This window comes from Kitasatospora sp. NPDC034533, from assembly GCF_055575155.1.
This window is the reverse complement of sequence record NZ_JBVITE010000016.1, coordinates 61,687-87,543: the sequence shown is the minus strand read 5'-3', so window position 1 is coordinate 87,543 and position 25,857 is coordinate 61,687. Positions and strand designations below refer to the sequence as shown.

The 25,857-nt window shown below is 74.2% G+C and carries 26 protein-coding genes; 13 read left to right on the top strand and 13 right to left on the bottom strand.

Going from position 1 to position 25,857, the window contains the following annotated elements; translation table 11 throughout:
• Window positions 1-7 precede the first annotated feature (7 nt).
• Together ACZ55U_RS14640 and ACZ55U_RS14635 are read right to left on the bottom strand one after the other, a co-directional pair.
• Window positions 8-526 carry a universal stress protein gene (locus tag ACZ55U_RS14640; protein ID WP_465526151.1) on the bottom strand — a complete coding sequence of 173 codons (519 nt, stop codon included), beginning with the start codon at window positions 524-526 and terminating at the stop codon, window positions 8-10.
• Window positions 527-620: 94 nt separating this feature from the next.
• Window positions 621-1,238, bottom strand: coding sequence for a hypothetical protein (locus tag ACZ55U_RS14635; RefSeq protein ID WP_465526149.1), 618 nt, complete (start codon window positions 1,236-1,238; stop codon window positions 621-623).
• Window positions 1,239-1,300: 62 nt separating this feature from the next.
• Between ACZ55U_RS14635 and ACZ55U_RS14630 the strand changes: the two genes are divergently transcribed.
• Complete coding sequence (locus ACZ55U_RS14630; protein WP_465526147.1) at window positions 1,301-1,942, top strand: alpha-ketoglutarate-dependent dioxygenase AlkB; 642 nt, start codon at window positions 1,301-1,303, stop codon at window positions 1,940-1,942.
• An 85-nt stretch (window positions 1,943-2,027) separates the two neighbouring features.
• On the top strand, window positions 2,028-2,786 hold the full coding sequence (locus tag ACZ55U_RS14625; RefSeq protein WP_465526145.1) for a VOC family protein: 759 nt from the start codon (window positions 2,028-2,030) through the stop codon (window positions 2,784-2,786).
• A 210-nt stretch (window positions 2,787-2,996) separates the two neighbouring features.
• On the opposite strand, the gene ACZ55U_RS14620 is transcribed toward ACZ55U_RS14625, so the two are convergent.
• From ACZ55U_RS14620 to ACZ55U_RS14610, 3 genes are all read right to left on the bottom strand, one after another.
• Window positions 2,997-3,884: a carbohydrate ABC transporter permease gene (locus ACZ55U_RS14620; protein ID WP_465526143.1), complete on the bottom strand. Its 888-nt coding sequence runs from the start codon at window positions 3,882-3,884 to the stop codon at window positions 2,997-2,999.
• Entirely contained in the window at window positions 3,881-4,858 is a 978-nt protein-coding gene (locus tag ACZ55U_RS14615; protein WP_465526141.1) for a carbohydrate ABC transporter permease, read from the bottom strand. The genes ACZ55U_RS14620 and ACZ55U_RS14615 overlap by 4 nt, the downstream gene beginning before the upstream one ends.
• A 268-nt stretch (window positions 4,859-5,126) precedes the next feature.
• Window positions 5,127-6,437, bottom strand: coding sequence for an extracellular solute-binding protein (locus ACZ55U_RS14610; RefSeq protein ID WP_465526139.1), 1,311 nt, complete (start codon window positions 6,435-6,437; stop codon window positions 5,127-5,129).
• Between the two features lie 327 nt (window positions 6,438-6,764).
• Here ACZ55U_RS14610 and ACZ55U_RS14605 point away from each other — a divergent pair, with 327 nt between their 5' ends.
• Window positions 6,765-7,571 carry an IclR family transcriptional regulator gene (locus ACZ55U_RS14605; RefSeq protein WP_465526137.1) on the top strand — a complete coding sequence of 269 codons (807 nt, stop codon included), beginning with the start codon at window positions 6,765-6,767 and terminating at the stop codon, window positions 7,569-7,571.
• A 231-nt stretch (window positions 7,572-7,802) separates the two neighbouring features.
• On the top strand, window positions 7,803-7,931 hold the full coding sequence (locus ACZ55U_RS14600) for a hypothetical protein (RefSeq protein WP_465526135.1): 129 nt from the start codon (window positions 7,803-7,805) through the stop codon (window positions 7,929-7,931).
• A gap of 232 nt (window positions 7,932-8,163) precedes the next feature.
• Here the strand turns inward: ACZ55U_RS14600 and ACZ55U_RS14595 are convergent, their stop codons facing one another.
• From ACZ55U_RS14595 to ACZ55U_RS14585, 3 genes are all read right to left on the bottom strand, one after another.
• Window positions 8,164-8,694: a universal stress protein gene (locus ACZ55U_RS14595; RefSeq protein ID WP_465526133.1), complete on the bottom strand. Its 531-nt coding sequence runs from the start codon at window positions 8,692-8,694 to the stop codon at window positions 8,164-8,166.
• Between the two features lie 204 nt (window positions 8,695-8,898).
• On the bottom strand, window positions 8,899-9,582 hold the full coding sequence (locus ACZ55U_RS14590) for a TetR/AcrR family transcriptional regulator (RefSeq protein ID WP_465526131.1): 684 nt from the start codon (window positions 9,580-9,582) through the stop codon (window positions 8,899-8,901).
• Between the two features lie 212 nt (window positions 9,583-9,794).
• Window positions 9,795-10,187 carry a ribonuclease gene (locus ACZ55U_RS14585; protein ID WP_465526129.1) on the bottom strand — a complete coding sequence of 131 codons (393 nt, stop codon included), beginning with the start codon at window positions 10,185-10,187 and terminating at the stop codon, window positions 9,795-9,797.
• A gap of 317 nt (window positions 10,188-10,504) precedes the next feature.
• Between ACZ55U_RS14585 and ACZ55U_RS14580 the strand changes: the two genes are divergently transcribed.
• A complete protein-coding gene (locus ACZ55U_RS14580; protein ID WP_465526127.1) occupies window positions 10,505-12,046 on the top strand; it encodes a carboxyl transferase domain-containing protein in 1,542 nt (513 codons plus the stop codon).
• Window positions 12,047-12,524: 478 nt separating this feature from the next.
• Window positions 12,525-12,899 (top strand): aggregation-promoting factor C-terminal-like domain-containing protein, encoded by a 375-nt coding sequence (locus tag ACZ55U_RS14575; protein ID WP_465526125.1) that lies wholly within the window; start codon window positions 12,525-12,527, stop codon window positions 12,897-12,899.
• A gap of 222 nt (window positions 12,900-13,121) precedes the next feature.
• Here ACZ55U_RS14575 and ACZ55U_RS14570 read toward each other — a convergent pair whose 3' ends face one another.
• Window positions 13,122-13,580, bottom strand: coding sequence for an HD domain-containing protein (locus ACZ55U_RS14570; RefSeq protein ID WP_465526123.1), 459 nt, complete (start codon window positions 13,578-13,580; stop codon window positions 13,122-13,124).
• A 223-nt stretch (window positions 13,581-13,803) separates the two neighbouring features.
• On the opposite strand from ACZ55U_RS14570, the gene ACZ55U_RS14565 reads away from it, so the two are divergent.
• Window positions 13,804-14,730: an AEC family transporter gene (locus ACZ55U_RS14565; protein WP_465526122.1), complete on the top strand. Its 927-nt coding sequence runs from the start codon at window positions 13,804-13,806 to the stop codon at window positions 14,728-14,730.
• 99 nt (window positions 14,731-14,829) lie between these two features.
• Here ACZ55U_RS14565 and ACZ55U_RS14560 read toward each other — a convergent pair whose 3' ends face one another.
• On the bottom strand, window positions 14,830-15,264 hold the full coding sequence (locus tag ACZ55U_RS14560) for a MarR family winged helix-turn-helix transcriptional regulator (RefSeq protein ID WP_465526264.1): 435 nt from the start codon (window positions 15,262-15,264) through the stop codon (window positions 14,830-14,832).
• Window positions 15,265-15,414: 150 nt separating this feature from the next.
• Here ACZ55U_RS14560 and ACZ55U_RS14555 point away from each other — a divergent pair, with 150 nt between their 5' ends.
• Entirely contained in the window at window positions 15,415-16,296 is an 882-nt protein-coding gene (locus tag ACZ55U_RS14555; RefSeq protein WP_465526121.1) for an alpha/beta fold hydrolase, read from the top strand.
• Window positions 16,297-16,505: 209 nt separating this feature from the next.
• Here ACZ55U_RS14555 and ACZ55U_RS14550 read toward each other — a convergent pair whose 3' ends face one another.
• Complete coding sequence (locus tag ACZ55U_RS14550) at window positions 16,506-16,769, bottom strand: dsRBD fold-containing protein (RefSeq protein WP_316525377.1); 264 nt, start codon at window positions 16,767-16,769, stop codon at window positions 16,506-16,508.
• A gap of 386 nt (window positions 16,770-17,155) precedes the next feature.
• Here ACZ55U_RS14550 and ACZ55U_RS14545 point away from each other — a divergent pair, with 386 nt between their 5' ends.
• On the top strand, window positions 17,156-18,178 hold the full coding sequence (locus ACZ55U_RS14545; RefSeq protein ID WP_465526119.1) for a DMT family transporter: 1,023 nt from the start codon (window positions 17,156-17,158) through the stop codon (window positions 18,176-18,178).
• Between the two features lie 5 nt (window positions 18,179-18,183).
• Window positions 18,184-18,855: a DUF6629 family protein gene (locus ACZ55U_RS14540; protein WP_465526117.1), complete on the top strand. Its 672-nt coding sequence runs from the start codon at window positions 18,184-18,186 to the stop codon at window positions 18,853-18,855.
• A gap of 105 nt (window positions 18,856-18,960) precedes the next feature.
• Here ACZ55U_RS14540 and ACZ55U_RS14535 read toward each other — a convergent pair whose 3' ends face one another.
• Both ACZ55U_RS14535 and ACZ55U_RS14530 read right to left on the bottom strand, forming a co-directional pair.
• Window positions 18,961-20,316: an MFS transporter gene (locus ACZ55U_RS14535; protein ID WP_465526262.1), complete on the bottom strand. Its 1,356-nt coding sequence runs from the start codon at window positions 20,314-20,316 to the stop codon at window positions 18,961-18,963.
• An 8-nt stretch (window positions 20,317-20,324) separates the two neighbouring features.
• On the bottom strand, window positions 20,325-20,945 hold the full coding sequence (locus ACZ55U_RS14530) for an ArsR/SmtB family transcription factor (protein ID WP_465526115.1): 621 nt from the start codon (window positions 20,943-20,945) through the stop codon (window positions 20,325-20,327).
• Window positions 20,946-21,219: 274 nt separating this feature from the next.
• Here ACZ55U_RS14530 and ACZ55U_RS14525 point away from each other — a divergent pair, with 274 nt between their 5' ends.
• The 3 genes from ACZ55U_RS14525 (at window position 21,220) to ACZ55U_RS14515 (ending at window position 25,636) form a co-directional block, all read left to right on the top strand.
• Complete coding sequence (locus ACZ55U_RS14525; protein WP_465526113.1) at window positions 21,220-22,005, top strand: histidine kinase; 786 nt, start codon at window positions 21,220-21,222, stop codon at window positions 22,003-22,005.
• An 87-nt stretch (window positions 22,006-22,092) separates the two neighbouring features.
• Window positions 22,093-23,823, top strand: a complete 1,731-nt coding sequence (gene polX, locus ACZ55U_RS14520; protein ID WP_465526111.1) for a DNA polymerase/3'-5' exonuclease PolX — start codon at window positions 22,093-22,095, stop codon at window positions 23,821-23,823.
• A 148-nt stretch (window positions 23,824-23,971) separates the two neighbouring features.
• Window positions 23,972-25,636, top strand: a complete 1,665-nt coding sequence (locus ACZ55U_RS14515; protein WP_465526109.1) for a peptide-N4-asparagine amidase — start codon at window positions 23,972-23,974, stop codon at window positions 25,634-25,636.
• Window positions 25,637-25,857 lie beyond the last annotated feature (221 nt).

Below are 25,857 nucleotides of genomic sequence, written 5' to 3'. Positions count from 1 at the left end.
CGAGCCGTCAGGCGGCGACGAGTTCCCGCAGGTCGATGCCGCGGTGCAGCGCCCGCAGGTCCTCGTGCAGCGTGGACGGCGGGACGACGAGCACCCCGCCGCGGGCCCGGGCGAGGCAGCGCCGGGCGACGGAGCGGCGCAGCAGGCCGCGCAGCCCGGCCCGCAGGCCGCCCTGAGCGCCGGTGGAGACCACCAGCAGGTCGCCCGGCCGGTCGGCGAGCCCGGTCAGCACCGCCGCGGCCTCGCCGCGCACGACCAGTGGCTGGACCGGCACCCCGATCGGCAGGCCGCCGAAGGCCTGCTCCAGCGCGCCCGCCATCCGCGCCTCGGCGAGTTCCTGCCAGGCGCGCAGCAGCGGCGGGCACGGGCGGGCACGGTAGTTGCGCTCGCCACCGACCGGCGTCCAGGCGAGCACCGGGACCAGGACAGCCTGCCGGGCCCTGGCCTCCTCCGCCGCCCGGTGCAGGGCGGTCAGGCTGTGCAGTGATCCGCTGACTCCGACGATGACGCGCGCGCCGTCCGACATGATCCTTCGCTTTCCGATGCCAGATCTCTCCAATGTCTGCGATTAGGCTGTCACACCCCTCCAAGGCCTGCAAATCGAAGGCATTCACTGAATATCACCTTGCATCGCCTGGAATAGCCATGCCCTGGCCGTCCAGTTCCCTGACCTCCTGGAGCAGCCCCCAGGTGAAGTCGGCCGCCCAGGTGCGCGGCCGCCCGTCGGCGCCCGGCGCCGCGAAGTCCAGCCGGAACCTGGTCGGCGCGCTCCCCTCCCGCGGCACGGCCGACGGGAAGGCGGCGCCGACGTCACCCACCACACAGCTCCACGGCACGAGGTCGGCCGGCGTGCGCAGCACGGGCACCGGGGCGCCGGCCGCCCGGACCAGCCACTCGTTCAGCAGCGGCCCACCTCCCCCGGCCGGGCCGAGCAGGATCTCGAACCGCAGCTCGGGCCAGAGCGGCAGCGCCCACTGCCGCGCGGTACAGGCGAGGTCCCCGATCCGGCGCTCCACGCTCGCCTCGGCGGGGCCGAGCACGGCGGCGTAGCGGGCGGCCCCGCGCGGGAAGCCGGGCGCGCAGACCATCGCCTGCCAGCGTTTGTTCGCCTCCCGCATCGAGGCGCGGGTGGCGCCCAGCCGCCGCACCGCCTCCTCGACCAGTCCGGGCTGGAAGTCGGCCATCCGGCGCAGCAGCACCAGCTGGAACTCGGTGACCCCGAAACCGTTGATCGCCATGACCGCAGCCTAAGACCTTTCTGTTCGAGCACATGTTCGAATGGAGGCGTACCCTGGGCCCCATGCACGGCACCGTCCACCTCCAGCCCTCGCTGTTCGACGACGCGGACCACGGCGGCATCCGCCTCGGGCCGCTCGACGGCCTGCGGCGGCAGCCGCTCGGTGACGGCGCCTGGCTGGACCTGCTGCCGGGCTGGCTGCACGGCGCGGACGAACTGTTCGAACAGCTGGCCACCACGGTGCCCTGGCGGGCCGAGCGCCGCGAGATGTACGAGCGGATGGTCGACGTCCCGCGCCTGCTGGCCTCCTACCCGGCGCAGGCCGAGCCCCCGCACCCGGTGCTCGGCCGGGCCCGGGAGCTGTTGAGCCGGCACTACGCCGGGGAGCTGGGCGAGCCGTTCCGCACCCTCGGCCTCTGCTACTACCGGGACGGCCGGGACAGCGTGGCCTGGCACGGCGACCGGATCGGGCGCGGCGCCCGCGAGGACACCATGGTGGCGATCCTCTCCGTCGGCGAGCCGCGCGTCCTGGCACTGCGGCCCCGGAACGGCGGCGCCGCGGTCGTCCGCCACCCGCTCGGCCACGGTGACCTGGTGGTGATGGGCGGATCCTGCCAGCGCACCTGGGAGCACGCGATCCCCAAGACGGCCCGCCCGGTGGGCCCCCGGATCAGCATCCAGTTCCGGCCGCACGGGGTCTCCTGAGCCCGGCTTGCCCCGCACCCGCCGGGCGCGGAGGCTGGCGGGAGGGGCCGGGGCACCCGGCACCGGCTCCCGTCAGGAGGGCCGCATGCCGAAACCTGGCGTCTACCGCGCCGGAGTGCCGTGCTGGGTCGTGCTCACCACGCCGGACACCGCCCGGGCACAGGCCTTCTACGCCGCCCTGTTCGACTGGGAGTTCGTCCCGACCGGCCACGGCGAGGCGGTGGCCACCCGGTACGGCGCCCAGGTCGCGGCCGTCGAACCGGCCCGGGCGGCCGAGCCGCCCGCCGGCTGGACCACCTTCCTCGCCTGCCCGGATCCGCTGCGCACCGCCACCGCCGTCCGGGCCGCCGGTGGACGGCCGGTCCGCGGGCCGTACGAGGTGCCCGAGCAGGGCCGCGCCACGCTGGCCGTCGACCCGCTCGGCGCCCGCTTCGGGCTCTGGCAGGCCGGCACCATCGACGGCGCGGGGCTGGTCGACGAGCCGGGCGCGCTCGCCTGGAACGAGCACCTCTCCCCCGACCCCGACACCGCCCGGTCCTTCTACCGCCGGGTCTTCGGCTACACCTACGACCGGCCGCGGGCCGGCCACGCCCTCGCCCGGGTCGCCGGACTCCCGGCGTGCAGCATCGGCCCCTGCCGCCCGGGCACCGGCGCGCGTTGGCTGGCCCACTTCGCGACCGGGGACACCGACCGCACGGCCGCCCGGGTGCGCGACCTCGGCGGCGCCGTGCTCAGCGGGCCCGCCCCGACGCCGTACGGCCGCTCCGCGCTGGTCCGGGACGACAGCGGCGCGCAGTTCGTGCTGGTCGCCGTCCCTGGCCGCGACCGCGCGGCGGCGGCCTGAGCCGCCCGGGGTCCGGCGCCCGAACGACCGCGGGAGCCCCGCACGGTGGCGGGGCTCCCGGGGGCCCTGGACGGCGGCCGTCGGCAAGCCGCTGACGTCAGCGGGTCGGCGGCCGTCAGTGACCGGCGCGGACGTCAGTGACCGGCGCGGACGTCAGTGACCGGCGCGGACGTCAGTGGCCGGGGCGGCCGTCAGTGACCGGCACGGCCGTCAGTCCTTCACCGCACCGGCCAGTCCGGAGACCAGCTTGCGCTGCACCGCGATGAAGAAGATCAGCACCGGCACGGTCATCAGCGTGGACGCCGCCATGATGCCGCCCCAGTCGTTCTCGTCCGGCTTGAAGAAGACCAGCAGCGCCGAGGGCAGCGTCTGGTTCTCGGTGGCGCTGATGATGAACGTCTTGGCGAAGACGAAGTCGTTCCAGGCCGCGATGAAGGAGAACACACTGGTCGCGGCGAGGCCCGGCGCCACCAGCGGCAGCAGGATGCGCCACAGGATGCGGGTCCGGCTGGCGCCGTCGATCTGCGCCGCCTCCTCGATCGAGGCCGGCACGGCCGCGACGAAACCGCGCATCATCCAGATCCCGAACGGCAGCGAGAACGCCAGCTGCACCAGGACCAGCGAGGCCAGGGTGTTCAGCCCGATGCCGGGGGCGAACCGCCCGGCGTCGCGGAACATGAAGAACAGCGGGATGGTCAGCGCCTCGACCGGGATCATCTGGGCGATCAGGAACATCACCATGATGGTCGTGCGGAACCTGAACCGGAACCTGGTCACGGCCACCGCCGCCAGGAAGACCACGATCGCCGACAGCACCACCACCGACAGCGCGACGACCAGGCTGTTCACGAAGTACCGGCCGAAGCCGTCCACGCTGAGCACCTGACGGAAGCTCTCCAGCGTGGGGTGGGCGGTCCACGGCTTCGGGTCGAGCGACTGGATCTCACCCTTGGGCTTGAAGGCCGAGAGCACCATCCAGAAGATCGGGAAGGCGGTGACCACGGCCAGCAGGACCGCGCCGGTGTTGGCGGCCAGGCGCCACCGGCCACGGGTGTTGCGGGCCGGCTTCACGGCAGCGAGGGGGTTCGCCGGGCTCACAGTTCGTTCCCCGTCCGTCGCAGGGTGCGGATGTACAGGACCGTCGGGATCACCAGGATCAGCAGCATGATCACGCCGATCGCCGCGCCCAGCCCGTACTGCGAGGAGGCGAACGCCTTCTGGTACGCGTACACGTTGAGCACCAGGTTCTGGCCGGCGATGCCGCCGCCCTCGGTCATCACGTAGATCTGGGTGAAGACCTTGAAGTCCCAGATCACCGACTGGATCACCACGATGGTCAGGATGGGCCGCAGCATCGGGGCGGTGATCCGGCGGAAGGTGGTCCAGGTGTTGGCGCCGTCCAGGGCGGCGGCCTCCAGGACCTCCTCCGGGATGGCCCGGATGCCCGCGTAGAGGGTGACCATCACGAACGGGTAGGAGTGCCACACCACCACGGCGCCGACGATCAGGAACGCGGTCCACTTGTCGTAGAACCAGTTGAACTCGTGGAAGCCGGAGAGCCCCAGGCCCTCCAGGGTGTGGTTGACCAGACCGAGGTTGGTGTCGAACAGGAAGCTCCACACCGTCGAGCCGGTCATCGCCGGCGCCGCCCACGCGGCCATCGCCGCGGTGGTCAGCACCAGCCGCGGCCACCGGCCGACCTTGGTGAGCAGCACCGCGAGGGTGGCGCCGACGGCGAGGGTGGCGACCACGCAGAACGCGGCGAAGCCGATGGTCTGGAGCAGCACCGTCCAGAACTGCTCGTCCTCAAGGATCTTCGTGTAGTTGCCGAGGCCGACGAAGGAGGTCGGGGCGCCGCCCGAGGCCTGGGCCTGTCCGAAGTCCAGGACGGACAGCAGGCCGAGCTGGTAGATCGGGTAGGCGACCAGCGGGATGAGGATGACGGCGGCCGGCAGGAGCAGCAGCAGCGGGGGCCGCCGGCGCCGGCCGCCCGGGGGTGCGGCCGGCGCCTTGCCTCCACGGCGCCTTTGCGGGGAAGGCGGCGCCGGGGCGGTCGGGGTGGATACGGACACGTGCGGGACCTGCTCTCTGAGACGGACCGGGAGTGGGACCGTCGGTACGCGGCCGGTGGCCGGTTCGTGTGTCCCAGCGGTGCGGTGCCTGCGGTGCGCGGCACCGGCCGTGCGGCGGCGCGGTGCCTGGTGCGGCTGGGGCGGCGACGCGGCGGCCGCTACGACGGTGGCGGCGCGGTGCCCGCGCGACGACGGCGGCACTGCGGCGGCGGCGCGGCGGCCGGGGCGCGGGGCCCGGAGCGCGCCGCCGCCGACGTCCGGCCGGCCGTCAGTGCGCGGCGAAGGCCGAGGTGACCTGCGCGGCGGCGTCGGCCGAGGCCTTGGCCACGTCCGCCTTGCCGGTGACGACCTGCTGGAGCATCGTCGGGATCACCGCCTGGGCGTCGATCTGCGCCCACGCCTGGTCGAGCGGCACGAACTTGGTGCCGGCCGCGATGGTGTCGGTGAACGGCTTCAGGAAGGCGTCCTTCGCCGCGACCTTGCCGCTGACGGACTTCAGCGTCGGCAGGTTGCCCATCGCGTCGTACATCTGCTCCTGGTACGCGGGGCTCGCCAGCAGCTCGGCGAACTCGACGGCCAGCGTGCGGTGCTTGGCCGCCTTCATCACGCCCAGGTTGTTGCCGCCGGCGAAGGCCGGGGCGATCGAGCCGGGCTTCTCCCCGGGCAGCGGCACCACGCCGTACTTGCCCTTGACGGCGCCCGCGTCGACCTTGCTGCGGTTGGAGTTCAGCAGCACCGCCATCGCCGACTTGCCCGCGGCGAACAGGTCGACGGTCTTGCCGCCGGTCAGGTCCGCGCATTGCTGGGCGGGGCAGCCGTCCGGGCCGAACAGGTCGGTGTAGCGCTTGATCCCGGCCTGCGAGGCCGGCGAGTCGATCGCGGCCTTGAACTTCGAGCCGTCCTGGGTGGCGATGTCGCCGCCGGCGTCCCAGACGAAGGGCAGCGCGGCGAAGGTGTACTTGCCGCCGACCGCGATGCCGAAGGTGTCCGGGTGCGCGCCGTGGATCTTCTGGGTGGCGGCGACCAGCTCGTCGTAGGAGGTCGGCGGGGTGAGGCCGGCCTCGGTGAACAGGTCGGTGCGGTAGTACAGCGCCCGCACGCCGACCCACCAGGGCAGGCCGTAGGTCTTGCCGTCGACCACGGCGGTCTTGGCGATCGCCGGGTCGAGGTCGCCCTTGTCCTGCCACTTGTCCAGCTCGGCGGTGATGTCGGCGAGGCCGCCGGCGGCGACGTAGCCGGGCAGGTCGGTGTTGCCGAACTCGACCAGGTCGGGGGCGCTGTTCGGGTCGTTGAAGGCGCCCTTCATCTTGGCCGCGCGCGCCGAGGCGTCGGTGTCGATGTAGCTGACGTTGACGGTGACGCCCTGGTGGGAGGCCTGGAACTCGGTCACGGCCTTGGAGATCACGGCCTCCTTGGCCGCGTTGCCCGCCTCGTTGTACAGCCAGACCTGCAGCGTGCCGGTCCGGTCGTCGCCGGCCTTGTCGCTCGCCGGCGAGGCGGTGCCGGGGGCGCAGGCGGTGGCGGCCAGGCAGCCGGCGGCGAGCACGACGGCCGCGGCGGTCCGTCCGATGAGTCGCATGGTGGAGACCTCCCCTCCCGACAGCTGCCGCCGAGACGCGCGCCGCCGGGGCCGAGCACGTCGAAGCAGGCCCTGACCGGGGCCGATGGTGAGTGAAGTGGTGGGGGTTACGGCAGGGCGTAGCGCTCGGGTGGGGCGTCGTCGCCTGCTCGATGGCAGGGACGTTAGGCGGGGGCGATCGGCGCCAACAAGAGGGGATTGGCGAAAGTTTTGCACTGCACAACGTTGTATCGAAGATGCGGCGATCCGGCCGCGAACAGGTACGTTCTGACAACCGCCGCCGACCAGCGGGGGAACACCGGCAGAACAACACCAGGGAACGGACCCATGACGGAGACGGCGCCCAAGAAACCCGCGACCGAACGCAACCAGTCCTCCTCGCTGCGCCGCGCGCTCGCCGTCCTCGGCTACGTCCGCGACCACAGCGACCGGCGCGGCGTCCCGCTCGCCCAGCTCGCCGACGGACTCGGCCTCAACAAGAGCACGGTGCTGCGGCTGGCCGGCCCCCTGCTGGACGAGCACCTGCTCGACCGGGACCGCGAGACCGGCTGGTTCCGGCTCGGCCACGGCTCGCTGCGGCTCGGCCAGGCCTACCTGACCACCCTCGACCTGCGCACCGTCGCCGCCGAGCACCTGCGCCGGCTCCAGCGGGAGGCGGGCGAGACCGTCCACCTGACCGTCTGGCAGGCCCCCGGGATCGTCTACCTGGACAAGGTCGAGGACGAGACCAACGTCCGGATGGCCTCCCGGGTCGGCAGCCGGGCCCCCGCCTACTGCACCGCCACCGGGAAGGCGATCCTCGCCTGGCTGCCCGAGGAGGCCGTCGCCGAGGTGGTCGCGGCCGGGCTGCGTCCGGTCACCGCCTGGACCATCTCCGACGAACCCCGGCTGCGCGCCGACCTCGCCCGCATCCGCGCCCGCGGCTACTCGATCGACGACCGGGAGAACGAGCCCGAGGTGCGCTGCGTCGCCGCCCCGATCTTCGACCACACCGGCGAGGTGACGGCCGCGCTGTCCGTCTCCGGCCTCACCTCGCGGATGACGGCCGCCCGGGTCCGCGCCCTCGGCCCGGTGGTCGCCCAGGTCGGCCTGCGGATCTCGCGCGAACTGGGCTCCGACCGCCAGCCGTCCTGAACGCCCGGCCTCTCCCGGTTGCGGGAACGCGGAAAGGGCCCGGCGCCGTTCGACTGGCGCCGGACCCCGTCCGACTCTGGAGCGCCAGGCCCGGGTCGCACGGACTCTTCCTACTGAAAGTAGGACGTGCTCTGGTAGCACCACTGACGCCTGACGAGGAATCTTCTCCCTCGCGACAGGAAGTACAGTACAAGCTCCGTGATCACGTGCCAAATCGGGGGCGAACCCGGCATGACGAGCACTCGACCGGAGGCCGTCCCGTACGCGGCCGGACGGCGGGCGGGCGTCCACCGCCCGGCCGCCGCCACCTCCGCCGAGGCCGCCCCGGTGATGCTTCCCGGCTTCCGCCGGTGTTCGTGATCATCCGTCAACTCACAGCCGTTGACGCCGTGTTGGACCACCGCAGCTGCCGGACCGCCTCGGGCGGGCCCGGTGACCCGCACGGCGTGGTTGAGTTCCCGGACCGGGGCCGCGGATGACCGGCGTCGTGGACTGCCCGGGCCCGGGCGCGCCCGGCGAGATGCTCCCGCGCCGGCCCCTGGCCGCCGCCCGCCCCGCGCGCCGACGCCCTTGACCGGAAGCAGCCGCCGGGTCAGTTCCCGGCGACCAGGTCGCGCAGCCCTTGGCCGCGCTCCAGCGCCTCCAGGTCCCGCTGCAACGGCGGTCGCGGGACGGTGAGCACGGGGCAGGTCGCGTGCTGGACGCAGTAGGCGGTGATCGACGGCCGGATCAGCCGGGAGAGGCGGCCCCGCTCACGGCCCGCGCCGAGCACCAGCACGTCCCCCGGGCGGTCGGCGCAGCGCACCAGGGTGTGGGCGGTCTCGCCGCGGACGGTCTGGCAGCGCAGCCGAACTCCGGCGTGGCGCCCGGCGAACGCCTCGTCGAGGGCCTGGCGCAGCCGGGCGACGGCGGCGGCGCGTCCGGCGTCGACCACCGGTGGGCAGGGGGTGCGGCGGTAGCCGAACTCGTCACCGGGCGGGGTCCAGCAGAGTACGGCGAGCACCTCGACGTCGGACCGCCGGGCCTCGGCCACCGCGTGGTGCAGTGCGGCGAGGCTGCCGAGCGAACCGCTGACGCCGACCACGATCCGGCCCTCGTCCGCACCCACGTCGCTGTCCGTCACGCTCTCGCCCCTGCCTCTCCGCCCGCCCGGGTGCCCTCGCACCGCCCCGCGTCCGTGCCGGTGTCGGTGTCCGTGCCCACGTCCGCGTTCGCATCCGTGTCCAGCAAAGCCGCTGGTACCCGTGCACGGCGGCTCGTTGACGCGGCTCTGACGCGGAGCCGGGTGTTTCCTACACGTTCCTGATGGCGGGCGGGCACCGCGCGCTCAGGCCTTCGGCGGCTCCGGAGCGTCCGCTTCCCAGAGGTCCGCGAACATCCGGTCCAGGTGCTCCTCCCCGATCGGCGGGACGGGCAGCGGGTGGGTGGCCCGCGCGCGGAAGCCGTCGAGCAGGAGGGCGAGGTAGCGGCGCCAGAGATCGGGGCGCAGCTCGGTGGCGGCGGGCAGGGCGCGGCAGAGCGGGCCGAGCAGGAAGAGCAGGTCCATGGTGACGACGTCGCGGCGCATGGTGCCCTGCTCCTGGGCGCGGGCGATCAGGACTCCGACGGTGGTGGCGTGCTGCCGGCTGATCTCGATCATGCCGGGGATGGTCGGTATGGCCTGGGTGACGAGGTCGTTGATGCCCCGGTCGGCGGCGACCAGCTCGAAGATCCGCCCGAAGTACCGTTCGAGGCCGCTCCAGGCGTCCTCGGCGGCGAGCGCCTCCTCGCCGGCGTCGGCGAGGCCGGCCCCGGCGTCCGCGAACACCTCGCCGATCAGCGCCTCCCGGGTCGGGAAGTGCCGGTAGAGGGTGGCGTTGCCGACGCCGGCCTCCTTGGCGATCTGGTCCAGCGGCACGTCCAGGCCGTGCCGGGAGAACATGTCGCGGGCGGCGGCGAGCAGCAGGTCGCGGTTGCGCTGCGCGTCTCGCCGGAGCCGCCCCGAGGGGTTCGCGCTGCTCGGTGGTGCCATGCCCCGACCCTAGCAAGTGCCGGCCGGTCCCATCCGGCGCGCAGCGGTGGGCGTTCAACTGCCGTGCGCGGGAGGCGAGATGGGCGGCAGGCCAGGCAGGAAGGGGCCGCGTGGCGGCGGCCCCGGCGGGGACGTCCGCCGGGGCCGCCGACACGCCGGGAGCGTTCCGGGGACTTTCGGGGGCGTACCGGGGCGTTCCGGGGTGTTCCCGCTCAGCAGGTCTGGTCGATCAGGGAGAACGTGGCGTAGTGGTCGCCGGTGTAGTAGTCCTCCTGGTAGGCCTGACCGGTCACGATCCGGCGGGCGCCGCGGGTCGGGGAGCCCGGGGTGATGACGGTGTACTCGTGGTAGTAGCCGTAGGACTCGCTGGGCAGGACGCCCTCCCGGTTCTGGAAGACCACGCCGTCCTGGGAGTAGGGGAAGGGCCCGCCGGAGGCGATCAGGTCGAGGGTGTCGGCGGCCTGCGACGGCAGGGCGGAGAGGCAGACCGTGCCGCTCACGGCGGCGTGCGCGTCGGTGGCGACGGCGACCGGGGCGAGGGTCATCAGGACGACGGCGGTGACGGCGGCGGCGCGGGACTTCCACGCGCGTAGAGTGCGAGTCATGCCCACCAGTGTGGCGAGACACCGTCAACTCCGGAAGCCCTCCGGGAAACTATTAGCCAGTGAGTAACTTCCCTTTACCAAAGGGGACTTGAGCCGTACTCCAGCCTCCTCCGGCAACCCCCGCAGCCGTCCGCGCAGCCGTCCGCGCAACGTCCACGAACCGCCCGCCCGGCGCCGCGTCCGACCGCCGTCGAACGAATGCCACACCCGTCCCACCCGCCCGTGCGGGCACTCGCGGCGCCCTGATCGGGCCGCATAGAGTGCGGTACGCAACAGCGGATCACGACGGACCGGAACGATCTCTGACGGGGTGGGGCATGGGTACGGCCTCGGGCACATCGCTGACGGCGCACCAGCTGATCGGGCTGCTGGTCGACCAGGACGGCTTCCGGAGCTGGGACGAACCGGCGCCCGGCCCGCCCGACGACCCCGGCTACCGCGCCTCGCTCGACCGGGCCCGCGAGCGCACCGGCCTGGACGAGGCCGTCCTCACCGGGCTCGGGCTGGTCGCCGGCCGCCCGGTCGCGCTGGTCGCCTCCGAGTTCGGCTTCCTCGGCGGCTCGATCGGCGTCGCCACCGCCGAGCGGATCACCCGCGCCGTCGAGCGCGCCACCGATGAGCGGCTGCCGCTGCTCGCCCTGCCGGTCTCCGGCGGGACGCGGATGCAGGAGGGCTCGGCGGCCTTCCTCTGCATGCTGCGGATCACCGCCGCCGTCCAGGCGCACCGCGCGGCCGGCCTCCCCTACCTCACCTATCTGCGCAACCCCACCATGGGAGGGGTCTTCGCCTCCTGGGGCACGCTGGGCCAGCTGGTCCTCGCCGAGCCGGGCGCCAGGCTCGGCTTCCTCGGCCCCCGCGTGTACGAGGAGCTGCGCGGCCTGGAGCTGCCGGCCGACGTCCAGCGGGCCGAGACCCTCGCCGAACAGGGACTGGTGGACGCCGTCGTCCCGCCGCAGGAGCTGCGCGAGCTCCTGCGCCGCACGCTCGCCGTGCTCGCCACCGCCCCGCCTTCCCCTTCCCCTTCCCCTTCCCCTTCTGCTGCCTCGGCCCCCACGGCCGGGTCCGAACCCGCCCCTTCCACCGACGCCGGGCGCCCCGACGCCTGGGACTCCGTCCTCCGCACCCGCCGCGCGGACCGTCCGGGCGCCCGCGAGCTGCTGCGGCACACCGCCGAGGAATTGGTGCTGCTGGACTCCCCCGGCGGGCGGGGCGGCGCACTGGTCCGGGCGCTGGCCGTGCTCGGCGGGCGCCCCGTCCTGGTCGCCGGCCAGCAGCGGCAGACCCCCGGGCACGAGCGCCCCTTCACCGCCGCCGACCTGCGGGCCGTACGGCGCACCGCGCGCCTGGCCGAGCAGCTCGGGCTGCCGCTGGTCACCGTGGTCGACACGGCCGGTGCGGAGCTGTCCGCCCAGGCCGAGCTGGAGGGCATCGCGGTGGAGATCGCGTACTGCCTCACCACCCTGCTCGCGCTGCGCACCCCGGTCCTGGCCGTACTGCTCGGCCAGGGTTCGGGCGGCGGGGCGCTCGCCCTGCTCCCGGCGGACCGGGTGGTCGCCGCCGAGCACGCCTGGCTGGCGCCGCTGCCGCCGGAGGGCGCTTCGGCGATCGTCCACCGGGACGGCGCCCACGCGGCCGAGCTGGCCCGCAGCCAGGGGATCGGCGCGCGGCACCTGGCCGAGGTCGGGCTCGTCGACGAGGTCGTCCCGGAGCTGCCGGACGCCGCCGAGGAGCCCGGGGCCTTCTGCGCACGGCTCGGGCAGGCGGTCGGTGCGGCGCTCGCCACCCTGGCGGCGGCCACCGAAGCGGACCGGCTGACGGCCCGGGCCCTGCGGCACCGGCGGCTGGGCGACCTGCGGTAGCCGGCCGCCGCGATGGTGTGGCGCCGGTCACGGCCACGGGGTTGATCGTCTGCACCCACCGTGCCGCGACCGGGCCTGCGCGTGACGCCCGAGGGCCCTCGCACGGTGAGTGCGCTCACACGTGATCAAGGTGAACGACGGAGGGTAGTAGACGCCACCCGGGTTGCCGCGCGACCCCGGCCGTCCCGAGGTCCGCCCAGCTCAGCGCCGTGCGGAGCGCCCGCACGGCCCCGTCCTTCGAATCCACGGCCGCACCGTCCGTACGACCAGGAGTCGTAACGAGGGGGGCTTGGCGACGGCCGATCCCGTCTGCCAACAATGGCTCAGTCGTCAGCCGCACCGGCACCTGTCCCGCCGGTGAGTGGCTAACTGCCGTGTCACCCCCGTGACCGCCGGCCCCCGGCCGTGGTCCTGGGCGGGGAGCGACCGGCCCAACCCGATTGAGGTCCATTTCTTCATGCCCGCTTTCAAGCTCCGCATGCGCACTTCCGCCGCCGTCCTCGCCGGTGCCGCCGGTCTGACCGCCCTGGGCGCGGGTGTCCTGCCCGCCACCGCGAACGCCGCCTCCGCCTCCCCGCAGGCCATCGCCGCCCAGATCGTCCCGGCGAACCAGCTGGCCTCGTTCAACCAGATCATCTCCCACGAGTCCGGCTGGAACGTGACCGCGACCAACCCGAGCTCGGGCGCGTACGGCCTGGCCCAGGCGCTGCCGGGCTCCAAGATGGCCTCGCACGGCTCCGACTGGAAGACCAACCCGACCACCCAGATCAAGTGGGCGCTGGACTACATGAACAGCCGCTACGGCAGCCCGAACGGCGCCTGGGCGTTCTGGCAGAGCCACCACTGGTACTAAGCCGACCCCAAAGGCCCACCTGTCTCCGACCGTCTCCTGACCACTCCCCCTCACCCCGGGGGCCGGACAGGGACCACCGGGGTGCCCGAGAGGGCCCGGACCCGCGCGACCCGCGTGGTCCGGGCCCTTTCGTGGTTCCTCCGGCCCCTGCGCCCGCGCGGGTTCCCGCGCTTCGTACGGTTCCTCCTGCTCCTACCAGCCCCTACTGCCCGCCCCCAGCTCCTACAGCTCGCCGGTGAGCCCGAGCAGCTCGCGCATCCGCGCGTACTTGGCGGCCAGTCGCTCGGCGGTCGCCCGGTCCAGCGCGGCGAGGCGGGCCGGGTCGGAGTTGTGCGCCAGGTCCGCGCGCTTGACCAGCAGCGCGCCCGGCGTGGCCAGGATGCGCGCGGTGTACTCCTCGACGGGCTCGTCCGGACGCCGGGTGAGCGCCTCCACGATCGCCTTGGTCTCCTCGGGGAGTGCGGCCCCGGCCAGCCACTCCCGGCTCAGGCGGTCGTCCTCGACGGTGTCGTGCAGCCAGCCCGCCGCGATCTGCGCCGCGCTGCCGCCGCGCGCCGCCGTCCCGTGGGCGACCGCCGCGATGTGCTCGTCGTACGGGTGGCCGTTCTTGTCCACCTGTCCCCGGTGGGCCCGGCGCGCGATCGCCTCCACCTCGGACAGGCTCAGGTACTGGTCCTCCACCGGCTCATCGTAGGCCCTGGCCGGGAGGGCAGGGCAGGGCCTACGACCGGACCGGGGCAGGACCGGGGCAGGTGCCCGGGCCGTCGGCGGCCCCGGCGGCGGCCACTGGTTTACTGCCCCGGGGGTTCACGGCTTCGGGGGTTACCGCGCTCGGGGGTTCGACGCCCTTGGACGGGAGAACCCCGTCGCGTCCGGCAGACCCGTCCGAGCGATCCGAGGAACCATGCCAGCCGTGCACCCCCTGCTGTCCGCCTTCGCGCCGATCTGGGCGCTCACCGGCGCCGGCTACGCCGTCGGCCGCACCGGGCTGCTCGGACCGCAGGCCGAGACGGTGCTCAACCGGTTCGTCTTCCACGTGGCGATGCCGGCCGCGCTGTTCCTGATGATCTCCCGCACCCCGCTGGACCGCTTCGCCAACGCCTCGATGCTCGCCTTCGTGGCCGGCACCCTGGTCTCGATCGGCCTCGGGCTGCTCGCCGGGCGGCTGCTGTTCCGTCGGAAGCCCGGGGAGCTGGCCATCGGCGCGATGGCCTCGGGTTACGTCAACTCGGCCAACCTCGGCATTCCGGTGACCATGCAGGTGCTCGGCGACGCGTCCTTCGTCGCACCCGTGGTGCTGTTCCAGATCCTGCTGGTCACCCCCGCCGTCCTGGCCGTGCTGGACGGCGGCGCGGCCGGCCGCCGCGCGCTGCTCACGTTGCCCGTGCGCAACCCGATCCTGCTGGCCGCCGCGCTCGGGGCGATCGTCTCGGCGACCGGCGCGCACCTGCCCACCGAGCTGAACCGTTCCTGCGAGCTGCTCGGCGGGGCGGGCGTGCCGACCGCCCTGATCACCCTCGGCATCTCGCTGCACAACCGGCCGCCGGCGGCGGGCCGGCCGCGCCGTGCGGAGGTCGGGCTGATCGTCGCGCTCAAGACCCTGGTCCAGCCGCTGGTCGCACTCGCCGTGGCCGGACCGCTGCTCCACCTGCCCGCGCACCAACTGCTCACCGTGGTGCTGTTCTCCGCGTTGCCCACCGCGCAGAACGTGTACACCTACTCCCGCGAGTACGAGCAGGGCACCGCCCTCGCCCGGGACGCGGTGCTCTGGTCGACGCTGGTGTCGATGGCGACGCTGTCGGTGATCAGCTGGACCCTCGGGCCGGCGTAGCGCGGTCCGGCCGGCCCACGGGACGCGTGGTCCGTCCGGGCCACGGGTCGCGCGGTCCGCGCTGCCCGCGTAGTGGCGGTCCGGCCGGCCCGCGTCCGGTCACTTCTCCCTGGCGGTCGTCACCACCGCGGCCATGGCCGCGAGGAAGCGCCGGGCCGTCTCCAGTTCCGCCGGCTCGAACTGCCCCATCGCCGCCACCAGATCACCGATCAGCCCGCCGAAGAAGCCCTCCCCCAGCTCCATCGCGCGTTCCTCCACCAGCAGCCGCACCCTGCGCCGGTCCTGCGGGTCGCGTTCGCGGCGGATCAGCCCGAGCCGCTCCAGCCGGTCCACCAGGCCGGTGGTGCCCGCCGAGTTCAGCCCCAGCGCCTCGCCGAGCCGACCGGGCGTGACCACCTGCCCGGCCCGGGCCGCGTCCAGCAGATGGATCAGCGCCCGCAGATCGGTCGGGTGCAGACCATTGCGGGCCGCGAACTCGGCGCCGAACAGGTCGAGTTCGACCGTCAGACCACGAAGCAGGTGGACCAGCCGCATCGGCTCCGAAACCTCGGACACCCTCTCGCCCTTCCTCGGGGTATGACTGTGTATTCTCTCGCTCGGCGAGATACTTGCTCAGCGAGATACGTGCTCGGCGAGTGGTCTCGCCGGCCCGGTCGCCATCACACCACACCCGCGGAGGCCCCGATGTCCGCCCGCACCGCCCCCTCCCTGGCCCCTTTCCTCACCGCCTACGACGCCCTGCTGGCCCGCTGGCCCGTCCCGGTCGAGGCGCTCACCGTCCGCACCGCGCACGGCACCACCCGGATCAACGCCTGCGGCCCCGCCGACGGCCGTCCGCTCGTCCTGCTCCACGGCGGCGGCGCCACCTCCACCGTCTGGTTCGCCAACGCCGGTGCCTGGGCCGCCGCCGGGCACCGCGTCCTCGCCGTCGACCTCATCGGCGACCCGGGCCGCAGCGTCCACGACGGCGCGGCACTCGACGGTGTGCCCGGCCTGCTCGGCTGGCTGGACGCCGTCCTCGACGAACTCGGCGTCCGGCAGGCCGACTTCTGCGGCCACTCGTACGGCGGCTGGATCGCCCTGGAGTACGCCCTGCACGCCCCCGCCCGGGTCGGCCGACTCGCCCTGCTCGACCCCACCCAGTGCTTCGCCGGCTACCGGCCCGGCTACCTGTTGCGCGCCCTCCCCCTCTTCCTCCCCGGCCGCACCCCGGCCCGCGCCCGCTCCTTCCTCGACTGGGACACCGGCACCACCCCCAGCCTCGATCCCGCCTGGCGCGAGCTGTACGCCCTGGGCTACGCCGACTTCCCCGCCTCCCGCGTGGTCACCGGCCCCCGGCCCTCCGCCGACCGGCTCCGGACGCTCACCCCTCCTCTTCTCGCCCTGTTCGCCGCCCACAGCCGTACCCATGACCCCCGACGGGTCGCCGAAGCCGCCCGCCGCGCCCTGCCCGGAGCCGAGGTCGCCGTCCTCCCGTACGCCGCCCACCACAACTTCCCCATGGCCGCCGCCGACGAGATCAACCGCCGGCTCACCGACTTCCTCGCCCCCACCCGCCAGGGCTGACCTCCAACTCCCGCGCGGACACGCGGACACGCGGACACGCGAACGCGAGAACGCGAGAACGCGAGAACGCGAGAACGCGAGAACGCGAGAACGCGGGCGTGAGAAGTCGGCCCACCCGACTTCTCACACCGCCGACCCCCCGGGCACACGCCGACCCGTCGGCCCCGGGCCGTACGCGCGGTCCGGAGCTGGTCACCGACCGGTGGGATTCAGTAGATCAGGTAGTCCGGGCGGCGCCCCTCGTCGTCGATCTCCCCGGTGGCCTGGGTCCGCAGCTTGCGCGACAGTTCCTCCAGGGCTCTGGAGGCGGCGACCTCCTCGCCGATCCTGGCGAGCGGACGGTCCTCCACGCTCTTCACCGACTCGCCGTGCGCGCTCAGCCCCGGCGCCCTCGCACCGGTCAGCCGGGCCTCACACGTCGTGTGCACGCCGTCTTCCTCGAAGCTCAGCTCCACGTCCCACTGGTTGTGCATCGCCACACCTCCTGGCGCCGGCCCCCGTCGCCGCCTGTCCGGACCGGCACGGACGGTGCCCCGTGGCGGCCGCTCACACCAGCGTGCGCCTGCCCCGCCACCGGCGGCAAGCGCTGCCCGGAAGGCCCCCGGGGCCCCGCACCGCGCACCCGGCCGCACCACACCCCACCCGCGTATCGCGCGACCAGCCCCACACCGGTAGCGGCGAACACCGCCCGGAAAACCCGAAACCCCACACATCGCACGGGCCCCACCGCACCGCCGCGTGTCGCGCGACCGGCCCGGCCACCGCCCCGGCGGTAGGCTGGCGGGAGCGGCCGCGACAGCCGACCACCCTCTCGGACCCGTCGGCGCGGCACGGGCAGCGACAACCTGGTGGTCCCTCCGTGGCGGTCTTCGTCCTCGCTCTCAGTGCGGCCTGCTGTCTGGGGCTCGGCTTCGTCCTCCAGCAGCACGCGGCGCAGCGAGCCCCGCGCTCCGATCTGCTGCGCTGGCGGCTGCTGCTCGACCTGATGCGGATGCCGCAGTGGCTGCTCGGCACCGGATTCATGGTCAGCGGGCTGATCCTCTCCGCACTCGCGCTCAACCAGGGCGAGGTGTCGCTGGTCGAGCCGCTGCTGGCCACCAATCTGATCTTCGCCATGGCACTGGCCCGGGTGCTGACCCGTCAGACCCTGGGCCGTTCCGGCTGGGGCGGAGTCCTGCTGCTGGCGCTCGGGGTCACGGCGTTCATCGTGGCCGGGCAGCCGACCGGTGGCGGGCCACCGGCCGGCGAGCTGCGGCACTGGCTGGTGGTCGGCGTCGTGGTCGGGCTGGTCCTGTTGCTGGTGTCACTGGCCCGGCGGCTGCCGCTGTTCGAGGAGGCGACCCTGCTGGCGCTCGCCGCCGGGCTGCTCTACGGCCTCCAGGACGCCCTGACCCGCACCACCACCCAGCGCCTCGACCACGACGGCCTGGCCGCGGTGCTGCGCAGCTGGCAGCCGTACGCGGTGGTGGTGGCGGGCGTGGTGGGGCTGCTGCTGGTGCAGAGCGCCTTCGAGGCCGCGCCGCTGCGGATGTCCCTGCCCGCGCTGACCGCCGCCCAGCCGTTGTCCGGGATCGCCTGCGCGGTGGGCTTCCTCGGCGACCGGCTGCGGGTGACGCCGGCGGCGCTGGCCTGGCAGGCGATCGGGCTGCTGGCGATCGTGACCGGGGTGGTCGTGATCGGCCGTCACCCGGCGATGCCCGGGACCGTTCGCGAGACCCTGGAGGGCATCGGGACCCTGCCGGAGGACGAGGCGGGGGACGGCGACGCGGAGGGGGAAGCCGAGACGGACACCGGGAATGCGGAGGACGGAACGGCGGAACACCCCGAGGACCAGCGCCCGGACGGGACCGAGGAGGACGGCGGTCCCGGGAGCAGCGGGTAGGCCCGATGTGCTGGAGCGTGCAGGCGGACGCCGCGGCCGGTGGGCTGGTCACGGGAGTCGGGGTGGCCTGTCTGGTCCGCGCCCACCGGTCCGGCCGCCCCGGTCGGTTGCCGCTCGCCGCGCTCCCCCTGGTGCTGGGCGTACACCAACTGGTCGAGGCGCTGGTCTGGCTCGGCACGGACGGCGAGCTGCCGGACGGCCTCGCCGCAGCGGCCCGCACCGCCTGGGCGGTGATTGCCCTTCCGCTGCTGCCCGTGCTGGTTCCGGCCGCCGTGTGGTGCGCGACCGGTGAACGGCACCGGCGGGCACCCGCCGCCCTCACCCTGCTCGGTGCGGCGGTCGCCGTGCCGCTGGCCGTGGCCGTCGTGTCCCGCCCGGTGTCGGCCGGTGTGCACGGCCACACCCTCGGCTACGCCGTCGGCGCCCCGCACCCGGCCCTCCTGCTGGCCGGCTATCTCCTCGCCACCGTCGGCCCCCTCCTGATGAGCGGTGATCGTCTGCTCCGCCGGCTCGGCCTCCTCACCGGCGTGGGCGCCGTCGCCTGCGCCCTGCTCTGGCACCTCGCCTTCGTCTCCACCTGGTGCGCCCTCGCGGCGCTGACCAGCGTGTTGCTCCTCCGGTGGGCGGGCCACCGGCCGGCTGCCGCCCCCGTCCGCGCCGGCGACCGGAACCGCTAGCCGGGCCCGCGAGCCGCGCCCAGGACCTGGCCCGTCCCCCGCCTGCCAGGGGCAGGCGCCGCCAGCCGGGCACCGGCCCCGGGCGGAAGGGCCCCGGGCGGCGGGCTACCCGCAGGGCACCCCGTCCGGCTCTGCGGGTGTACTGCCCCCGGCCCTCCGGAGGCGGTCCATCTCGCGCCACTCGGGCCGGAACCCCGCCAGCGTCGTGGTCGCGAAGTAGAGCGCGCCCGCCGCGACCAGGCTGGGTATCAGGCCGACCAGCGCGACCGACGCGCCGGCCGCCAGACCGCCGAGCGGGATCCCGGCCCAGGCCAGCGAGTCGCCGAGCGCGTGCACCCGGCCCAGCAGGTGGCGGGGCACCCGCTCGAAGAGCACCGCGCCGAGGATCGGGTTGAGGAAGCCCGAGCCGAAGCCGCCGACCGCGAAGACCGCGAGCACCACCCACATCGGCGCGCCGAAGGCGAGCACCAGGAAGCGGGGGGCACCGCACAGCAGGAAGCCCACGAAGAAGACCGTGCGCCGGGGGAGCCGGGAGGCGACGGCCGCCGCGATCAGGCTGCCGGCGACCGCCGTGGCCCCCATGACACCCGCGCACAGCCCGATGGCCGCCGGGCCCTTGCCGGACTCCCGTGCCCAGACCGGGACGAGGACGGTCACGAAGCCGGCGTCGAGCAGATTGGTGATGCCGACCATCACCGTCACGGCGAGCAGCAGCGGCTCGGACCGCAGGAACGTGAAGCCCTCGCGGAACATCCGCCAGTAGCCGACCGGCCGCTCCCCTGCCTCCGGCCCGGCTTCCGACGCCGCAGCCACCGCGGGCACCGCCGGGCGCCCCATGCCGCGCGGCAGCGCGAGCGCGATGATCAGCGACCCGAGCGCGAAGGTGCCCGCGTTGATCGCCAGACCGGCCAGCGGGCCCATCAGGGCGACCAGGCCGCCGCCGGCCGCCGGGCCGATCGTGGAGGCCAGCCGCTCGGTGACGCCCGACAGCCCGGTGGCGCGCTCCATCGGCACCCGGGCGTGGTCGGCCGCCTCCGGGACCATGACGGACTTCGCCAAGTCCCCCGGCCCGCGCATCGCCCCGATCACCGCGACCATCACCAGCAGCACCCAGAACGGGAGCAGCCCCTGCGAGTGCAGCAGCGGGACCAGCCCTGCCGCGACCGCGCTGACCGCGTCCGTCGTCCAGGACACCACGCGCGGCCCGAGCCGGTCGACCACCGGCCCGGTCAGCGCCTTGACCGTCACGTACGGCGCCATCTCCGCGAAGGCGACCAGGCCCGTCATGGTGGCACTGCCGGTGGTGGCCAGGACGAACCAGGGCAGGGCGATGGCCGAGACCCGGGTGCCCGTCACCGAGACCACCGTGGCGGTCAGCACCCCGGCCAGCGGCCGGTAGCTGCGCCCCGGCCCGTCGTCGGCGGCGGTTCCGTCGGCGGCGGTTCTGGTGGCCGTGGTCATCGTGCCGGTCATGTGGTTCCCCCCTCGTCGGTGTCCTCGCGCACGTCCGGCAGGACGTGGACGACGACGGATACCTGCTCCGATCCCTCCGGGACCGGCCCCTCGGCTCCCACCCATCGGTAGCGCCGGACCACCTCGCTCAGCTCGCCGGAGAGCTGCTGGGCCTCGGCGGGCGTGAGCTGGAGCACCAAGTCGCTCAGGTTCAGCGCCTTGCGCCACTCGCGCGGCATGACCTCGAAGGTGTCCAGCGAGCGCTGGGCCGCCAGGGTGTGCGCGGCCAGGACGGACCTCAGGTACCCGGCGGCCTCGCCGAGCTGCTCGTCCGCCATGTCGTCCACCGTCCAGAGCGTGATGCGGTGGGCCGACCGCCACCAGCGCTCGCGGGCGTTGCCGCGCGACTCGTCCTCCTCCACGAAGCCCGCGGCGGCGAGCTGGCGCAGGTGGTAACTCGTGGCGCCGGAGTTGAGCCCCAGCTCGGCTGCGAGCCGCGTCGCCGTGGAGGGGCCGTGCTTGCGCAGCAAGCCGACCACCTGAAGGCGCACCGGGTGTGCCATCGCCCGCATGCTCTCGGCGGTGAGGGCGATGGCCCGCTGGTCCTCGCTGTGCTTCCAGCCCTGCTCTTCGGTCATGGCAGGAGACTAGGACCGCAAAGGCTTCTTTGCAAAGGGTTTTTCGCGAAGAAATCTTTGCGGTTCGAGTTTCCCGAGGTCACCGCGGGGCCCCGCCGCTCGGCGGGTGTCCGACCGGCCGCTCGGCGGGGGCCGGAGGGCCGACCGCGCCCCGGGACGGGATTGTCACCCGCGCGGCCGAGGCGCAGGCTGGCAGGAAGGGCCCGGGAAGCGGCCCGTCCCGGGCGGCCGCGGAGTCGAGGACGGCCGCCGGAGGAGCACGAGGGGCAGGACGATGGCACGCGGGAGGCTCTGGGGCTACGTCGCGTCGGGGGCCCGGGCGCTCGGCGCGTTCGGCGCGCTCGGCGGCAACGCCACCGGCGCGCTCGGCGGCAACGCCACCGGCGCGGACGGCGCCGGCCGCCGGGGCGGGTCGAGCCGCCGCGGCGGTACGGGACGCCGGGGCGGTACGGGACGCCCGGGCACGCCGGCGACGACCGGGGCCGAGGAGGGCCTCGGCCCGTCGGCCCCCGGCGCGATGGCCGCACCCAGGGCGCTCACCCGCCCGGAGCTGGAACGGCTGCGGTGGACCGGACGGCAGGCCGGCTGCGAGCCGATGGCCCGGCACGTCCAGGTGGCCGACGTGGTCCGCCGGGTGGTGCGCGGCGGAGGCCGGGCGGCGGCCGTCACCGTCCGGATCGCGCCCGGCCTCCCGGTGGTGGCCGCGGACGCCCGACGGCTGGAGGCCGCCGTCGCCGGGCTGGTCGACCACGCGATCCGGCGCAGCCCGGTCGGCAGCCGGGTGCTGGTCCGGGTCGGCGTGGCGGGCGGCGCTTCCGGGCGGCGGGCGCGGGGACGGGCGGCGGCGGACCGCGGCCGGGTGGAGATCCGGATCTCGGACCGGGGCACCCACGAGTCGTCCGAGGCCCGCGAGTGGCTGTCCACGACCGCCCGGCGGGACGGCCGGACGGGCCCGGCCCTGCACAGCCTGGTGCTGGCCTCGGGCGGGCGGCTCGCGGTGGAGACCGGCCCCGGCGGCGGCCTGACCGTGGTCCTGCTGCTGACCGTCGCCCACGACTGACGGCCGCGCGCCGTCCCCGACCCGACCGGGCCCCCGGCGAGGCCCCTACACCCGGCGAAACCGCCCCACCGAACCTAGACTTGCCCCATGCCCCGGCTCAACGACCAGGTCAGGGAGCTGCTCCAGGAGTACGCCGACCTGATCAACATCACCGGCGGGGACGCCTTCCGGGCCCGCGCCTACGAGAAGGCGGCCCGCGCGGTCGGCGGCCACCCCGAGGACCTCGCGGGCCTGGACGTCAAGGGTCTCCAGCAGATCCCCGGCGTCGGCAAGTCCACCGCCGAGAAGATCGCCGAGTTCCTCGCCTCCGGCCGGATCACCGCCCTGGAGGCGCTGCGCGCCAAGATCCCGGCCGGCGTGCGGGAGATGATGGCCGTCCCCAGCGTCGGCCCCAAACGCGCACTCACCCTCTACCGCGACCTCGGGATCGCCTCGGTGGACGAACTCGCCGCGGCGGCCGGCACCGACAGGCTGTCCGACCTGCCCGGCTTCGGCGAGCGCAGCGGCGAGAAGATCCTGCACGGCATCGAGCTGATGCGGCAGTCCGGCGGCCGCACCCTGCTGGACACCGCCACCGAGCTGGCCGAGCAACTGGTCGCCGCGCTCTCCGCCGTGCCCGGCTGCACCCGCTGCGCGTACGCGGGCTCGCTGCGCCGGATGCGCGAGACGGTGGGTGACATCGACGTGCTCGCGACCGCCGAGGACTCCGCTCCGCTGATGGCCGCGCTCGTCGAACTCCCCTACGTGGCCGAGGTGATCGGCAGCGGGCCGACCAAGACCTCGGTGCGCACCACCCAGGGCGTCCAGGTGGACCTGCGGGTCGTTCCGGAGGAGGACTGGGGCGCGGCACTGGTCTACTTCACCGGCTCGAAGGCGCACAACATCAAGCTGCGCACGATGGCCGTCCGGGCCGGTCTGAAGCTCTCCGAGTACGGGCTGTTCGAGGCGGACAGCGGCGAGAAGGTGGTCTCGCAGACCGAGGAGGAGGTGTACGCGGCGCTCGGCCTGCCGTGGATCGCGCCGCCGCTGCGCGAGGACAGGGGCGAGATCGAGGCCGCGTCGAACGGTGAACTCCCGGACCTGGTCCAGGAGTCGGACCTGCGCGGCGACCTGCACAGCCACACCGACCTGACCGACGGGCTGGCCACCCTGGAGGAGATGGTCGACACCGCCGCCGCCCGCGGCTACTCCTACTTCGCCGTCACCGACCACGCGCCGAACCTGGTCATGCAGCGGATGACCGACGAGAAGATGCTCGCCCAGCGCGAGCGGCTGCGCCAACTCGCCGACCGGCACAAGAAGTTGCGGCTGCTCCACGGCACCGAGCTGAACATCGACCCGGACGGCGGCGTGGACTGGCCGCCGGAGTTCCTGGCCGGCTTCGACGTCTGCGTGGCCTCCGTGCACTCGCACTTCAACCTGGACCGCGCCGCCCAGACCCGCCGGCTGGTCCGCGCCTGCGAGAACCCGTACGTGCACGTCATCGGGCACCTCACCACCCGGCGGATCGGCAGCCGCGGGCCGATCGACGTCGACCTGGACGCGGTGTTCGAGGCCGCCGCGCGCACCGGCACCGCGATCGAGATCAACAGTTCCCCGCAGCGCCTCGACCTGCGCGACGAGGACGTCCTGCGGGCCAGGCGGCACGGCGTGCGCTTCACGATCGACAGCGACGCGCACGCCACCGGCCACCTCGCCTACCCGCGCTTCGGCATCGGCACGGCGCAGCGGGGGTGGCTCACCGCGGAGGACGTGGTCAACACCTGGACCTGGCAGAAGCTGAAGCACTTCCTGCGCAAGGACGCGGTGCCGAAGTAGCCCCGGGCCGGCCCCCGCGACAGGGCCGACGCGGCGGGGCCCACGCCCTCACATCTTGACGCAGCCATGCCACCACCGAAAGGATTCCCGGATCATCCGACCGGCCCGCGACGCCCGCGCGCGGGCCGCCCGACCCAGGGAACCCGCCTTGGCCCTGCGCCCGTTGCTCCGCCGCGCCGCCGCTCTGGCCGGCGCCGCCGTCCTCACCCTGGCCGGCACCCTCACCGCCGCCGGCCCGGCCCACGCCGACTTCGGCACCGACTACCACGACCCGGTCACCGCCACCCGGCCGCTGACCCGCCCCGACACCCGCTCCTGCACCGTCGAGGTGATGCACGAGCGCGAGTTCCGCGACGGGTACGGCAACCCGCCGGACACCCCGTACACCGCCACCCTCACCCCGCCCACCGAGTGCGCCGGTCCCTGGTCCGCGGTGGTCCTGGACCTCCACGGGCAGGTCGCGGGGCGGCAGTTCGACCGGATCTTCAGCGTCCGCGTCGGCGGCGTCCAGGTCCTGCTCTCCTCCACGCCGGAGCCCTCCAAGGACGGCATCGCGTGGAACGTCGAGCACGACGTCACCCGCTACGCCCCGCTCCTCTCGGACGGCCCGCAGCAGTTCTCCTTCGACCTCGCCAACGTCACCGACGCCACCTACACCGGTGTCTTCACCATCAGCGCCGAGCTGACCTTCTACACGGCGAACGACCGTTGGCCGGCCGCCCGCACCGCCGACCGGCTGCTCACCACCGGGCCGTTCGGCCTCACCCAGGCCGCCCCCACCGCCGGGCGCGAGCTCACCTTCCCGCAGAACCTCGAACGCCTCACCGCCGAGGTCTACGCCCGGGGCGGCGGCGCCTGCGAGGAGTTCGCGTACGCCTCCGCGCCGGACGCCTTCGCCGCCGCCAACCCGGGCAGCGGGATCTGCGGCAAGGGCCCGTTCCGCGAACTGCGGCTCACCCTGGACGGCCGGGTGGCCGGCGCGGTATGGCCGTACCCGGTGATCTACACCGGCGGCTGGGACCCGCTGCTCTGGCGGCCCGTCCCCGGTGTCTTCGCCTTCGACCTGCCGACGTACCGGCTCGACCTCACCCCGTACGTCGGGCTGCTGCTGGACGGCCGTCCGCACACCGTGGGCGTCACCGTGAACACCGCCGAGGCGCAGAGCAACGACGCCTGGACGGGCCAGGTCAACCTCTTCGCCGAGACCGACCACGGCGCCACCCGCACCACCGGGCAGCTCACCGACCACCGGGTCGCCCCGGAGGCCGCCGTCGGCACCGAACTGGCCGACCACGGCGGCGGCAGCGGCGACTGGACGGTCACCGCGGCCCGGCACGACCTGGCGCGCGGCTGGGTTCAGACCTCGCACGGCCGGATCACCACCGAGGTCCGCGACGAACTCGCGTTCCGCTCCGTCCAGCAACTGCGCGACACCGGCAACGACGTGACCCTGCACAACGACACCGACCTCACCCGCACCACCGCCACCTGGGGCGGCGGCCCGCGCCGCACCACCACCGTGCACGAGGGCGAACCCCTGGACGTCCGCTACCTGGTGAGCCGCGACACGGCCGGCAACACCGACCAGACCACCACCATGGACCTCGGCTACCACCGCGAGGCCGCCGCGGCGACCGGCGGCCGCGTCACCGAGCGCTCGACCGTCGACCACACCCTGCGCCCCACCGCCCGGCGCCACGACGGGGACCGCACCGTCCGCACCGGCAGCAGCACCGAGGAGTACCGCAGCACCGGCCCCGAGGGGCCGTACCGGCGGACGCTCGCCTTCGTGGACGGCTGGCCGAGCTCCTGAGGGCCCGGCTGCCCGGCTTGCGAGAATTGCCCGGATTCCTGCCGTACACCCCTGGTGCACCGCGCGCGGGAGGCGCATCATGGGAGGTGGACCTGTGAGGCAGCTGAAATAGTTCGACCGCAGGAGGCAGTGGCGACAGATCGAGACGGATCAGGGTCTGCCGCTGGTACCTCGGTCGACGATCGAACTACCGGCCAGAGGACACCATGTCCGGAGGCCAC